Origin of the sequence: Pseudomonas sp. NFACC13-1, from assembly GCF_900104425.1 — a bacterium.
GTDB classification, from domain to species: domain Bacteria; phylum Pseudomonadota; class Gammaproteobacteria; order Pseudomonadales; family Pseudomonadaceae; genus Aquipseudomonas; species Aquipseudomonas fluorescens_AA.
Genome location: NZ_FMXV01000016.1, coordinates 117,078 through 130,761, shown reverse-complemented (window position 1 = coordinate 130,761; position 13,684 = coordinate 117,078). Strand labels below are relative to the sequence as shown.

13 protein-coding genes and 1 pseudogene are annotated in these 13,684 nt (G+C 56.2%); 10 read left to right on the top strand and 4 right to left on the bottom strand.

Features of this window, described 5'->3' with window-relative positions:
- The first annotated feature begins 118 nt into the window (after window positions 1-118).
- Together BLQ55_RS32575 and BLQ55_RS19870 are read left to right on the top strand one after the other, a co-directional pair.
- Window positions 119-334, top strand: a pseudogene (locus BLQ55_RS32575) (hypothetical protein).
- 133 nt (window positions 335-467) lie between these two features.
- On the top strand, window positions 468-1,088 hold the full coding sequence (locus BLQ55_RS19870) for a recombinase family protein (protein ID WP_092256148.1): 621 nt from the start codon (window positions 468-470) through the stop codon (window positions 1,086-1,088).
- Window positions 1,089-1,307: 219 nt separating this feature from the next.
- Here the strand turns inward: BLQ55_RS19870 and BLQ55_RS19865 are convergent, their stop codons facing one another.
- The 3 genes from BLQ55_RS19865 to BLQ55_RS19855 form a co-directional block, all read right to left on the bottom strand.
- Complete coding sequence (locus BLQ55_RS19865) at window positions 1,308-2,093, bottom strand: hypothetical protein (protein ID WP_092256146.1); 786 nt, start codon at window positions 2,091-2,093, stop codon at window positions 1,308-1,310.
- A gap of 12 nt (window positions 2,094-2,105) precedes the next feature.
- Window positions 2,106-2,369, bottom strand: a complete 264-nt coding sequence (locus BLQ55_RS19860; protein WP_143011753.1) for a hypothetical protein — start codon at window positions 2,367-2,369, stop codon at window positions 2,106-2,108.
- A 270-nt stretch (window positions 2,370-2,639) separates the two neighbouring features.
- A complete protein-coding gene (locus BLQ55_RS19855; RefSeq protein ID WP_092256141.1) occupies window positions 2,640-3,059 on the bottom strand; it encodes a Rap1a/Tai family immunity protein in 420 nt (139 codons plus the stop codon).
- Between the two features lie 361 nt (window positions 3,060-3,420).
- On the opposite strand from BLQ55_RS19855, the gene BLQ55_RS19850 reads away from it, so the two are divergent.
- Window positions 3,421-3,963 (top strand): hypothetical protein, encoded by a 543-nt coding sequence (locus BLQ55_RS19850; protein ID WP_092256138.1) that lies wholly within the window; start codon window positions 3,421-3,423, stop codon window positions 3,961-3,963.
- Window positions 3,964-4,151: 188 nt separating this feature from the next.
- On the opposite strand, the gene BLQ55_RS19845 is transcribed toward BLQ55_RS19850, so the two are convergent.
- Complete coding sequence (locus tag BLQ55_RS19845; RefSeq protein ID WP_092256135.1) at window positions 4,152-5,099, bottom strand: LysR family transcriptional regulator; 948 nt, start codon at window positions 5,097-5,099, stop codon at window positions 4,152-4,154.
- A gap of 139 nt (window positions 5,100-5,238) precedes the next feature.
- Between BLQ55_RS19845 and BLQ55_RS19840 the strand changes: the two genes are divergently transcribed.
- From BLQ55_RS19840 to BLQ55_RS19810, 7 genes are all read left to right on the top strand, one after another.
- Window positions 5,239-6,765, top strand: coding sequence for a CoA-acylating methylmalonate-semialdehyde dehydrogenase (locus BLQ55_RS19840; RefSeq protein ID WP_092201974.1), 1,527 nt, complete (start codon window positions 5,239-5,241; stop codon window positions 6,763-6,765).
- Between the two features lie 10 nt (window positions 6,766-6,775).
- A complete protein-coding gene (gene mmsB, locus BLQ55_RS19835) occupies window positions 6,776-7,663 on the top strand; it encodes a 3-hydroxyisobutyrate dehydrogenase (RefSeq protein WP_092256132.1) in 888 nt (295 codons plus the stop codon).
- A gap of 274 nt (window positions 7,664-7,937) precedes the next feature.
- A complete protein-coding gene (locus BLQ55_RS19830) occupies window positions 7,938-8,900 on the top strand; it encodes a proline dehydrogenase family protein (protein ID WP_092201978.1) in 963 nt (320 codons plus the stop codon).
- An 11-nt stretch (window positions 8,901-8,911) separates the two neighbouring features.
- Window positions 8,912-9,973, top strand: coding sequence for a threonine aldolase family protein (locus tag BLQ55_RS19825; RefSeq protein WP_092256129.1), 1,062 nt, complete (start codon window positions 8,912-8,914; stop codon window positions 9,971-9,973).
- On the top strand, window positions 9,970-11,274 hold the full coding sequence (locus tag BLQ55_RS19820; protein ID WP_092201982.1) for a hypothetical protein: 1,305 nt from the start codon (window positions 9,970-9,972) through the stop codon (window positions 11,272-11,274). The genes BLQ55_RS19825 and BLQ55_RS19820 overlap by 4 nt, the downstream gene beginning before the upstream one ends.
- Complete coding sequence (locus tag BLQ55_RS19815; RefSeq protein WP_092201984.1) at window positions 11,271-12,479, top strand: MFS transporter; 1,209 nt, start codon at window positions 11,271-11,273, stop codon at window positions 12,477-12,479. The genes BLQ55_RS19820 and BLQ55_RS19815 overlap by 4 nt, the downstream gene beginning before the upstream one ends.
- Window positions 12,480-12,482: 3 nt before the next feature.
- The gene (locus BLQ55_RS19810; RefSeq protein ID WP_092256125.1) at window positions 12,483-13,598 is read left to right on the top strand and encodes an aminotransferase class V-fold PLP-dependent enzyme; all 1,116 of its coding nucleotides are present in this window, start codon (window positions 12,483-12,485) and stop codon (window positions 13,596-13,598) included.
- Window positions 13,599-13,684: the final 86 nt, after the last annotated feature.

Sequence of the window (13,684 nt, the reverse complement as noted above, 5' to 3'; positions counted from 1 at the left end):
CCTAACACCACAACGGTAGAGACGATCCCACCGCCGAAGAAACCAACGAAACCAAAAGGTAAATAGCAGCACCGTGAGGGCGCTATGAGACGCCCTCACGCCCTCAAGGACGCCCTCTATGCCTGACAACACAGATGCGCGCATAGCAACAGCAGACGTGTTAACCCTGCTGCTGCACAACCAGTACGCGCTAGCCGCTGCAATCGAAGAAGTAGCTCTATAGGCTAGAGCCAGTGGTTCAAGCGAAGCCCATGTGCGTGCCGTCGCTGCGATGGAGACCCTCGATGCGAACGCATCCGCTATCACATCTGGAATCCTAAAGCTCCGGCAATAATCGCTATCAAAGGACTAGACCTATCCGGTAGTCCCACAGCCACTCATGAGTCACTATCAAATATCTATTGCGGATAGCTATAAGATTAAATTATCATTGCTCTATCGAATTTAAGAGCAAAGGATAGCCACCCATGAACGCCCACCTCTACCTCCGAGCATCGACCAAAGACCAAGACGCTAACCGTGCAAAAGTCGCTTTGGAGTCGTTCGCTGTTGAGAAGGGTTTGAACATGGTTGGCGTGTACGCCGAGAACATCAGCGGGACAAAGCTCAACCGGCCAGAACTGCTCTTCCTGCTCGATAATGCCCAGAGTGGTGACGTTCTACTGGTCGAGTCTGTAGACCGCCTCAGTCGCCTCTCGCAAGCTGACTGGGATACGCTCAAGGCCACCATCAAGGCCAAGGGACTTCGGTTGGTCGTGGCTGATCTGCCCACAAGTCATATGCTGGTTGAAGCGAAGGGAATCACAGGTCAAATCATGGATGTAATTAACAACATGTTGATTGACCTGATGGCAACCATGGCGCGACTGGATCAAGAGAAGCGTGTGGAACGCATCCGTCAGGGTTTGGAGAACAAACGTATTGCTGACCCGGATTGGAAGCCAGCAGGGAAAGGCAAGGACACTGTGAAGTGGGCGAAGGTGAAGGAAACCATAGCCAAACATCCAACCATGTCTGCTGATGACGTCGCCAAGTTGGCTGGCTGTGGCGTTGCTACGGTTTACAGGATCAAGCGTGAGATAGCTTGACTTCTAACAGGTAGCTTTGTTCTGCGGGGCTCTCAGGGGACCACAGACTTATTTACGGTTCCCTTTGGACCTTTCTATCTGACGCCGCATTTCGTTGTTCGATAGCACTAGCTTTCGCACCAGAGTTTCATGGGAAACGCCCCAGCTTATATTCCAGCCTGAAAAATTAAACTTCGTAAAGATGAGGCCGTTTCCCACGGCGCGGGGCAGGATTTCAGACTACTTTTCACCCTTGCCATGCTCAAGGAACTGACGGGCACCAAAGTACCTTTCACTGACATGGTGGAAATCAATCTTCCCCACAGCGTCCAGCTCATCAAGTCTATCGCTCTGCCAGCTGGCAAATTTATAGATTACATAAGCTGAGGTTTCGTGTATGGGCTCTTGCATCTGACCTGTAATCCAACGATCCCATTCCATATGATAGAAGTAGCTTGGCTGCATAGTCTCAGGGCTTTTGTCGGGGTTGAGCAGAGTGCTGAATCTGGAGCGAATCACCTTCTCTGCTGCCTTATAGGTATGCTGCATGCTGTCGCTCTTGATTCTCTCAGCCAGATTCTGTGCGGTGATAATCAGGCGTGCGGACTCCAGCCACGCAAGGCGACTTCTATACAGTCTGCCATCGATAGGACTTTTGAGCTTTTCTAGGGCTTCATTCAAGCACTCAAGAGATTGTTTGCTATACACCTCATCGTCTCGAATTTCCTTTTCCTGAGCGATGCCAGAGAGCTGTGTAGAAATGGTGTCTGATTGAGTTTTGATGGTGGCTATGATGCCGATGAACCCAAGGGCAGAGATTACAGTTGATAGCACGCCTCCGAAGTAGTCACCGAACACGCCCCAATTGCTAGGATCAGTGCTAAAACTGGATGTAGAGAATCGCCAGAGCCAGGGGGCTATCACTACCACTGTGCTACCTATTAGCACAACGATAGCGATAGGTGCCCAGCTCTTGGTTACCATGCTGTGCTTTTTGGTGTTGGCTTCCAGTGCTACTCGCTTCATATATTGATGCCCTTAAATCCTATCAGCACGCAGGTCTAGGCTAATCAGCAGCCTTTTCACAATTTCGTGGCATTGCTGCTCAGGCATATCTGTTGCCACACTCACCAAACCAACGCTGTTCCTACCCACAGTGCAGCCTACATCTTCAAAGTGGGTTACAACGTCTGCATAGAATGCCTCAAGCTTCTGCTCTTGCTCATCTACAGAAAGCTCATCCCGCATTGGGTTAGCTGGGCTTGGCCCTTGGTAGTAGGGTCTGTAGCTATAAGTTTTCATTTTTCACCTTTGGAAGTTAGATTTAATCCGAGTCTATCCAAGTACTTTTGTTGCTGCAATTATATTAATCTGCTCGGAGGGCTATGCACACATACAGCGTTGCTATAAACATCAAAAGGAACATCGCCACACTCTATGGTGTTCTCGTCTTGACGGCAGTTGTTCAGGAGAAACGCCTCAGCTTATGTTTCAGTGCGAATCCATACCCATAAAAGATTAGGCTGAAAATTTTGGCGGGAAATTGGGATTTTGTGTGGAAGATAACCTTTATCAGTTCTTGCAGGGGTATGCCGTATGGAAGGCCAGCATTGTTAGCATGCTGCTGTCGAGGGCAAGTGCATCAGGATGTGCTTTTAAGTATTCAACCACAACTCGCACTTGTGTGCCGACCTTGATCTCAGTCACGGGAAAACATGTCTTCATGGGTTCGTTGAGTGATCCGTTGAGGCTTGCCATGACCGTCTTCACGCCACCAACTATCCCGATGCACTGACCCATTTCCAAGAGATTGCCTGCGTCACTGGGCTTCCCGTCTGCGATGTCGAGGAATGATTTGCAGGCAGTCAGAAGGGTGTTGCCATCGTTTATCAGTTGAGGTCCTGTTGCTGCATTGCATGGTGGGGAAAATACACCGAGTAGTGCCAACGCCGCTGCTATCCCTGCTATCCCTGCTATCGCTGCTGTCTTCATGCTAGTTCTCTTCGTGTGTGGTGTCACGATACTGAAATGAGTCCGCCTAGAGCGTGTTTGGATTCAGTGGGAAACGGGTCTGCTGATCAGAAGTGCTCGCACTGGCCTATAAATTCATGATGACTACGCGGTGTGTGAAGTCCTGTGTATCACTGCACTCAGCACTCTGGCTATCCACCGTGTCACCTACCGTTTTCTTGGTCTACTCCTTGTCACTCTGGGAGCCGCTTAGGTGGTCCTTTGGTCGAAGGCCTTGGGATGTCATCTACGTTCTACTTAGTGGCTGTGATGGTGTTGATCTCGCGAATTTGCTGATGTGGCCTCTGATAGAATCGAGATCACCCTTGAAGGAGCGCTGAAATTGGAGTTCAACGAACCGTATTACTTTCTTCGAATGTACTCAGTTGACTTCAGCACTGCCCGGGGAGCTATTAAGGTTCTGAAGCGCTACAGGCGTCCTGACGTCCAATACGCTCTGCTGCGAGACCTTATTGTTGTCTATGTGAGGCCCTTTTCGACAAATCAGGGACCTCTATCCAAGCATACTCTCAGCGCTAAACAGCATGTGCCCACGCCTATGAAACCCCTCCACAACGAACTCGTGAGGGTCCGAATGGAGCAGTTCGCACACACCGACCTGACCTACTATTCCCCCGAAACGCTGGCGTTCAAGGGGGCAAATGGTGAGCTCCATGGCTACGCCATGATGTTCAAGGGATACGATTATGCGGCCTTGTTGAATAAGCTTCCTCAAATCGAAGAGCTTGTCCGTGCGGTCGAAAGCAGCGTCAATGCCGAGATAGCCAAGCAAGAGGCTGCCTCCTCGGCACACGGCCCGGAAGTTCCAATTCCACCATCGGCCCTTAAGAAGTCCCTTGAGAATCTGACAGAAAAATCTGAGTGACCACCTCAGTACGCGAATGTGCAGGTGTCCCCACCATGGGAGCCCTCGCGTGGTCCTTATCGCGTGCCTGTGCGTCTCTGAATGTCGACGAGGAGGTGTTACAAGTTGAGTACCAATTCCTGTTACAAACCGTTGGAAAAGACCTGCTGACCTCGTTACGATTTCGCTACCTGATTCCTTGAAAATTCTTAGTCGGCGAACACCATCTCCCGGCTGTCGCCCATCAGCAGTGGCTGATTCTGCTCGGTCACCTCGCGGATGTAATCCCACAACAACGTAATCCGCTTCAGTTTCCTCAAATCTTCCCGGCAGTACATCCAGAACTGCCGGGTGACGGTGATGTCCTCCGGCAGCACCGGCAACAGCCTTGGGTCCTGGGCGGCGAGGAAGCAGGGCAGGATCGCCAGTGAGCGCCCTTGCTGCGCGGCCACGAATTGCGCGATCACGCTGGTGCTGCGCAGGTGGGCATTGGCGCCGGGCAGGACGTTGGCCAGGTAGAGCAATTCGGAACTGAACGCCAGGTCGTCCACGTAGCTGATGAACGAATGCTTGCCCAGGTCGGCCGGGCGCTGGATCGGTGGGTGATTGTCCAGGTAGGGCTGGGTGGCATAGAGCTGCAGTCGGTAGTCGCACAATTTGCAGCACACATAGGGGCCATGTTCGGGGCGTTCGAGGGCGATGACGATGTCGGCTTCGCGCTTGGAGAGGCTGATGAAGTGCGGCAGCGGCAGGATGTCCACCGAAATGGCCGGGTAGGCGTCGACGAAATGGCTCAGTTGCGGGGTGATGAAGAAGCTGCCGAAGCCTTCGGTGCAGCCCATGCGGACATGGCCGGACAGCGCGACGCCGGAGCCTGAGACCTGTTCGCAGGCCATGTGCAGGGTGCTTTCGATGGATTCGGCGTAACCCAGCAGGCGCTGGCCTTCGGCGGTCAGGACAAAACCGTTGGTCCGGGATTTCTCGAACAGCAGCGTGCCCAGCGAGGCTTCCAGCGAGCTGATGCGTCGCGACACCGTGGTGTAGTCGACAGCCAGGCGCTTGGCGGCCGTGCTGGCCTTGCGGGTGCGGGCCACTTCGAGGAAAAACTTGAGGTCGTCCCAATTCAGCGACCCCAGGGAGGTGATGTTTTTTTGCATGATGGACCGGCTTTTATGTGCATTCTTATTAGAAGTTTGCACATCTATACTCCAAAAACCGTCTCATCACCATGCGTGCCCATGCACCTTGGTCTTTGCTGAACCAGCGCTCTCTATAAGAACAATCCCGGAGGCCAGCATGAACGTTTCCCTTACGCCCAGCGACACCACCCTGCAAACCGTCAGACTGTTGATCGATGGCGAGTGGGTCGAATCCCAGTCCAGCGAATGGCACGACATCGTCAACCCGGCGACCCAGCAGGTGCTGGCGAAGGTTCCATTCGCTACGGCGTCGGAAGTCGATGCCGCCATCGCCGCTGCCCAGCGTGCGTTCCAGACCTGGAAACTGACGCCCATCGGTGCGCGGATGCGCATCATGCTCAAGCTCCAGGCATTGATCCGCGAGCACTCCAAGCGCATCGCCGCGGTGCTCAGCGCCGAACAGGGCAAGACCATCGCTGACGCCGAGGGCGATATTTTCCGCGGCCTGGAAGTGGTCGAGCACGCCTGTTCCATCGGCACCCTGCAGATGGGCGAGTTCGCCGAGAACGTCGCCGGTGGCGTGGACACCTACACGCTGCGCCAACCGATCGGGGTGTGCGCGGGCATTACGCCGTTCAACTTCCCGGCGATGATTCCGCTGTGGATGTTCCCGATGGCCATCGCCTGCGGCAACACCTTTGTGCTCAAGCCGTCCGAACAGGATCCGCTGTCGACCATGCTGCTGGTGGAGCTGGCCATCGAGGCCGGCGTACCGGCGGGTGTGCTCAACGTGGTGCACGGTGGCAAGGACGTGGTGGATGCGCTCTGCACCCACAAGGACATCAAGGCGGTTTCCTTCGTCGGTTCGACGGCGGTCGGCACCCACGTGTATGACCTGGCGGGTCGCCATGGCAAGCGCGTGCAGTCGATGATGGGCGCCAAGAACCACGCGGTGGTGTTGCCCGATGCCAATCGTGAGCAGACCCTCAACGCCTTGGTCGGCGCCGGTTTCGGCGCGGCGGGCCAGCGTTGCATGGCCACCTCCGTGGTGGTGCTGGTGGGCGCGGCCAAACAATGGTTGCCGGAGCTCAAGGCCCTGGCGCAGAAGCTCAAGGTCAACGCCGGCAGTGAGCCGGGCACTGACGTCGGCCCGGTGATTTCCAAGCGGGCCAAGGCACGGATTCTCGAGTTGATCGAGAGCGGCGTGAAGGAAGGCGCGAAGCTGGAACTCGATGGCCGTGGCATCAGCGTGCCGGGCTTCGAGCAGGGCAACTTTGTCGGCCCGACCTTGTTTTCCGGTGTGACCACCGAGATGCGCATCTACACCGAGGAAATCTTCGGCCCGGTGCTGGTGGTGCTGGAAGTCGACACCCTGGATCAGGCGATAGCCCTGGTCAACGCCAACCCATTCGGTAACGGCACCGGCCTGTTCACCCAGAGCGGTGCGGCGGCGCGCAAGTTCCAGAGCGAAATCGACGTTGGCCAGGTGGGCATCAACATCCCGATCCCGGTGCCGGTGCCGTTCTTCAGCTTCACCGGGTCCCGCGGTTCGAAACTCGGCGACCTCGGCCCGTACGGCAAACAAGTGGTGCAGTTCTACACTCAGACCAAGACCGTGACCGCGCGCTGGTTCGATGATGACAGCGTCAATGACGGCGTGAACACCACCATCAATTTGCGTTAAGGAGCCGGACATGAACATCGCATTTATCGGCCTGGGCAACATGGGCGCCCCCATGGCGCGCAACCTGCTCAAGGCTGGCCATTCGCTGAACCTGTTCGACCTGAACCAGACGGTGCTGGCCGAGCTGGCGGCATTGGGCGGTACGATCAGCGCCTCGCCTCGCGACGCGGCCCAGGGCGCCGGGCTGGTGATCACCATGCTGCCGGCCGCCGCCCATGTACGTAGCGTCTGGCTGGGTGAGGACGGTGTGCTGGCCGGTATCGCCGCTGGCACACCGGCGGTGGATTGCAGCACCATCGATCCACAAACCGCTCGCGACGTGGCGGCTGCCGCTGCGAAACAAGGGGTGGCGATGGCCGATGCGCCCGTCTCGGGTGGCACCGGCGGTGCGGCGGCGGGTACGTTGACCTTCATGGTCGGCGCCACGGCTGAGTTGTTCGCCACCTTGCAACCGGTGTTGGCGCAAATGGGCCGTAACATCGTGCACTGTGGCGAAGTCGGCACCGGGCAGATCGCCAAGATCTGCAACAACCTGCTGCTGGGCATTTCCATGGTGGGCGTCAGCGAGGCCATGGCGCTGGGCAATGCCTTGGGAATCGACACCCAAGTGCTGGCCGGGATCATTAACAGTTCGACGGGGCGTTGCTGGAGTTCGGACACCTACAACCCGTGGCCGGGCGTGATCGAAACGGCGCCGGCGTCCCGTGGCTATACGGGTGGCTTTGGCGCCGACCTGATGCTCAAGGACCTTGGCCTGGCGACCGAAGCCGCGCGGCAGGCCCATCAGCCGGTGGTGCTGGGGGCGGTGGCGCAGCAGTTGTACCAGGCGATGAGCCTGCGAGGCGAGGGCGGCAAGGATTTTTCGGCGATTGTTAACAGCTATCGCAAGCCGCAATAAGCGTGTGATGGGCGAGGGAGTGAGCTTCCTCGCCACAGCGTCTGATGTTCAAGGTCGCCCCGTTGGCTGGGAAACAAGCTGACTGGGCGATATTTGCCGTGAAGCTGTAATAAACGATATTTACGATGACACTGTCTTGAGTGTACTTGGTTTCATATATATGAAACGTTGTGGATGATAACGAGTTGTTATAGTTATGGAGCCTTGACAGACAAAAAACGTTGCACAATACTCGGCGCTCAGGACGAGCAATCATTATCAAGGAGCGATACCCATGCCTTCGCAGGATACGTGCGTACTTATATCTGCTGCCCTTAAAAAGTTGGCGCTCAATCAAGAATGTCGGGACGCCTTCAGCAAAGACTCGTTGTTCTTCAAGTTGTTCGAGCAAGCGGCCCACCGCTATATCGTCTCTTCGGATCGGGAAGAGCTCGCTGGAAAACTCCAATTACTCCACGACAAAGGCTATCGACTCGGCGTTGAGTATGTCGGCGAGGAGAACCACGATCCGCGCGTGGTGCAGGCCTTTGTCGATGAATATCTGAAGTCTATCCAGACGTTCGCCAAGGCTGGGTTAACGCCGCAGTTGGGGTTTGATCTAAGTGCCGTGGGCATGCTCATTTCCCAGGAAACGGCCTATCGCAACGCCGCGACTATCCTGTCTGCTGCCGCAGAACATAATATTTCCGTGATGATTAGCATGGAGCACTCTTCGGCGGTCGATAAGATCCTCGAAGTGTATTCCCAGTTGGCGCCTGATCATTCCAATGTTGGTCTAACGGTACAAGCGCACTTGCATAGGACGCTTGATGATCTACCCGAAATCATTGGGTATGGCCGTAAGGTTAGATTGGTTAAGGGTGTATATAACGAAGCGCGTGAAATAGCCCTCCCTCGTGGTGCGGAACTGGATCAGCGCTATTTGACATTACTTGCCGAACTTCTCGAGGCCGACATCGCGGTCAGTTGCGCGACGCAGGACCCCAGTCTGATCAAGCGCATTTTCGAGCAGGGTTACCACTCGCGTATCCAGGAACTGGAAATGCTCCACGGTGTGCAACCCGAGACCTTGCGTAACGCCAAGGACGCAGGGCTGGCATGTCGTATCGCGGCGGTTTATGGCGACAGCTGGTACCTGCATTTTCTGCATCGACTCGCCGAGTCGCCTGAAAACGTCCTGGAGTCCCTCGCTGACTTCTACGATCCCTCTCGCATCGTCTTTGGCGCAGGTTACTAACGGAGCAATTTATGTTTATCGATCTGAGAAGCGACACGGTAACCAAGCCAACGGAAGGCATGCGCAAGGCGATTTATCAGGCTGAAGTGGGTGATGACTGTTTCGGTGAGGACCCGACAGTGCGTGCGCTGGAGGAGTACTGCGCCAATTATTTCCAGAAGGAAGCAGCGCTGTTCACCTCGGGCGGCACCTTGAGCAACCAGTTGGCGATCAAGGCACTGACGAACCCGGGCGACGAGATATTCCTCGACGCTTCGTACCACATCAATTTCTATGAGTCGGCCTCGACGTCGGCTTTTTCAGGGGTCAATTTTTCGCTGTCCAACCATGACGACGGCCTGTTCGACGTCGGTGACCTGGAAAAACTCTACGCCTCCAAATGCCGCTGGAGTCAGAACTATGCCTTGCCGCGGGTGGTGGTGATTGAAAACACCCTAGGCTGCAAAGGCGGGGACATCTTTCCGCTGCAACAAATGAACGATGTCTTTGCTTACGCCAAGGATATCGGTGCCTATCGTTATCTCGATGGCGCACGCATTCTCCATGCGTCGATTGCCTCCGGCATTGATGTGACTTCATACACCGACAATGCTGATCTGCTGTCCATGTGCCTGTCGAAGGGATTGGGTGCGCCGGTCGGTTCGATCATGGTGGGTTCGCAAGAACTGATACTGCGCGCCAAAAAATACCGCAAATGGTTCGGTGGTGATTTGCACCAGGCCGGCATGATGGCGGCGGCCGGGCTTTATGCGATGCAAAACCACGTCGAGCGGTTGGCCGACGACCATGAGCACGCAGCGTTGCTGCACCAGTTGCTCAATGACATCGACGAGGCGCCTGCGCGCTACAAGGGCACGAACATGGTCACCCTGGACATTGCCGCACTGGGTATCGCGCCGGTGCAGTTCGCCGCTCTTCTGCGTCAGAAAGGGGTGGGGGGCTTGCCTTATAACGCCAGGGAAATGCGCTTCATGCCGCATCTCAACATAAGCCGCGACGATATCCATAAAGCCGCCGGGATTATCAAGGAAACCGTTCGTGAGGTCAGCCGTGCCCCGGAGGCGATCAAGTGATCTATAAGAAAAACATTGTGCTGATCGTGGATGCCTATTCGATCGGCAGCCTCATCGCGCCCGCCTTCATTTCCCGTGGATTCGAATGTGTGCACGTGCGTTCCACCGCCAATGTCAACGCCTTCTACAAGCCCTGGTTCCGTCCGGCCGACTTTATCCAGGACGTTCTCTACCACTCTGACGCCGAGCTGCAGCAGGCATTATCCGATTACTCGGTGCAGTTCGTGCTGGCCGGCTGCGAGTTTGGTGTTGAACTGGCTGCGCATCTGGCGGGCCTGTTCGATATTCCTCGCCGCAATGATCCGGCGCATGCCGTTCGCTGGCGCGACAAGTTCGAAATGCATGAAGCCTTGCAGCGGGCGGGCGTGCGCTCGATCAAGCATTTCAAGTCGGATTCGCTGGCAGCGATTCTGGAGTGGATAAAAGAACAACGCATCCTGCCGGTGGTGTTGAAGCCGATCAAAAGTGCCGGTTCCGACAATATTCATATCTGTACGCAGGAAAGCGAAGTCGAACAGGCCTTCGAGGTCATCAAGTCGAGCCAGAACCTGTTCCTTGAAAGCAACGAGGAAATCCTGGTCCAGCAGTATCTGGACAATTCGGATTTCAACTCGGAGTTGTCGGCGAGCAAATCCACGGACGTGGACATCGAATACTGCGTCAATACCGTGAGTGTCGACGGCCAGCACTATGTCAGCGAAATCATCCGGGTATACCGCACTCGGATTGGCGATTCGCCCGTGCACGACTACAACCAGCTGATGTGCCCGGTGGACAATGCCGACGTCTACGGTCGTCTGTCGCAATACATTTTTTCCGTGCTCGATGCGCTGGGTATCCGGCAGGGTGTCGGTCACAGCGAACTGATGATTGTCGACGACGAACCGGTGTTGCTTGAAACCGCGGCACGCATGCCGGGCGGCATCGACCTGTCGGCCTATACCCGGGCCTTGGGGCATAACCAGTTGAGCCTGTGGATCGATTCGTTGATCAACCCCCAGGCCTTTCTCGATTACCGGCAACGCCCGAGAAACAAGCTTTATTTCCATTCCAGCTGTGTGTTCCTGATCGCTCGACAGGCCGGGCCAATCAAGCGCGCGCCGGACCTCGCCCGGTGGAAAGCGATTCCTGGCGTACACAGCATCAAGATCCAGGATGAAGGAGCGCTCAAGGAAACCGTCTCCCTGGAAAACTGCCCGGGCCACGTGTTCATTCTCGACCGTGACCGTGCAGCCATTCAGAAGAGCATCGAGTTGCTGCGCGAGGACGAACCCGGCGTGTACAGGGAAATGTTGTCATGAAAGACGTGTCGGGAGAGCTGGCGGTGCAGGGTGGATTCAAGGTGTATACCCGGCCCGTGGTTCTGCTGCTGTCGGCGACGTTCATCCTGACCGTTGCTCGGGCCCTGGCCTTGCCTTATCTGGTGGTTTATTTCTCCCAGGCCTTTGGCCTGGGGGTCACCGATATCGGTCTTGTGGTGGGCGGCGCGTTGATCGTCAGCTCCATCCTGGGTGTCTACGGCGGTTTTCTGGTGGATCGGTTTTCCAACTACCGGATCCTGCTCGGTGCCGCCACGCTGTTTGCCCTGGCGTTTGCCGTGGCTTACCAGGTGGCCAGCCTGGTGCCGTTCATCATCGCTATCGTGGTGGTCAACCTCGCCTATGCGGTGATCGACATCGCGGTGAAATCAGGCATCGGTTTCCTGGTGACGGCGGACAAGCGGGCGAGCGTGTTTTCCATGAAGTACACGCTGACCAACGTCGGTTACGCCATCGGCCCTTTCCTGGGGGCGCTGTGCGCGAAAATCAGTCCCGGCCTGCCGTTTGCGGTCTCGGCCTTGATCGGGGTGGCTTTTGTCGTGTTGTACAGCGGAATGGGAGCACGGCTTCCCCGTGGAGAAGGCGTAGAGCGGCCAAGTCATGATTTCGCCCGCGTGCTGGTCCATTTGGTGCGTAACTACAAGCTGGTGTGTTTTACGATCGGAGGCGTTCTCAGTGCCGTCGTGTTCGGTCAGTTCACGGCCTATTTGTCGCAATACCTGATCGTGACCAGCACGCCGGAGAACACCTACAAGATCATCAACTATCTGGTCACCACCAATGCTTGCGTGGTGATTGGTTTGCAATACCTGGTCGGCTCCAGGATCAACCAGAACAATCTGTTCCGGATGCTGATGCTGGGCATGTTGTTTTTCGTGGTTGGCCTGATGGGGTTTTGTTACGCACAGACTCCGCTGGCCTGGGTATTGGCCATGATCGTTTTCACCGTGGGTGAAATCATCATTATCCCGGTGGAATACCTGTTCATCGACTACATCGCCCCGGAGGATATGCGCGGCGTGTACTACGGTGCGCAAAACCTGTCCAACCTGGGGGCCGCGCTGGGGCCGGTGCTATGCGGTGTCGCCCTGTCGCTCTTTGCACCTTGGGCGGTGTTCTACCTGTTATCCATGTGCGTGGTCGTGGCCAGTCTGTTTTATTTCCTGGGTTCAAGGCGTGAGAGGTGATTGATGATTCACTTCAATACGGCGGGTTCGGGGCTGATGTCTGCCGAGACGCTGAAGCTGATGCAACGTTATCTGCAGGACGAGTTCGAGTCGGGAGCTTATGAAACCGAGTTGAATTACGCCCCTGTGCTGGACGTTGAGGTCTATGAAAACATTGCCCGGCTGCTGGGCACCGATGCGCGTAACGTGGCGCTTTTCGATGGGGCGACCAAGGCTTGGGTGACCGCGCTGGAGGCATTGACCTGGTCCGAAGGCGCACGCGTTCTGGTCACGCCCTACGAATACGCGGGCAACCTGATCGCACTTGCAACATTGCAGCGCCTGCATGGGGTCGTGGTTGAAGTGATGCCGCTGCTGGCCGATGGCAATCTCGACCTGCCATGGCTGGCCCGGCACATGAGCGCCGAGGTCAAGTTGGTCTCGATCGTCCATGTCCCTTCTTGCTGCGGCATCGTGAATGACATCGAGGCGGTGGGCAGTATCCTGCGCGACTACTCGGCCTGGTACTTTGTCGATGCCTGTCAATCGGCGGGCATGCTGGCGCTGGACGTGCGCGCCGCCGGCTGCGATGTGTTGACGGCTGCCGGTAGAAAATTCCTGTGTGGGCCAAGGGGAACAGGGTTTGCCTACTTGTCCGAGCGCTTCCTGGCCACCGCACAGCCTCGTTTCACTGACCTGGGCCGGGCCACGGTCGATGTCAGCGGCGGTGTCACGCGAGGGATGGAAGATGCCCGCTGTTTTGAATATGCCGAGCGCAACAACGCGGCCGTAGTGGGTTTGAACCAGGCGATAAAAGAGCGCTTGTCGAGCGCCTACGGGGCGGAGTCCGAGCTCTATCGAGTGCTGTTCCGGCGTCTGGCAGAGACCCCCGGTGTCAACTTGATTGCTCCGGGCACTCACCATCAAGGCATCATCGCTTTCACCCATGAGCGTTGTTCGGCGACAGAACTCGTCAGTTATCTGCGCGCCCGAGGTATCAACGCATGGCCAGGATATGCATCGCATACGCCGTACTTCATGTTGGCGCAGGGGCATGAGCGTTTTGTGCGCGTGTCCATCAATGCGAGGAACAACGCTCAAGAGGTGGATGAGTTCATCGCGTTGCTGTCCGAGTTGTAAATGATCAATGAGGCAACCAATAGCCTTTAAATAAAAAAATCTATGTCGTGCGGTTTGTCGCAATGGAATGTGCGTGGTGTGTCTGG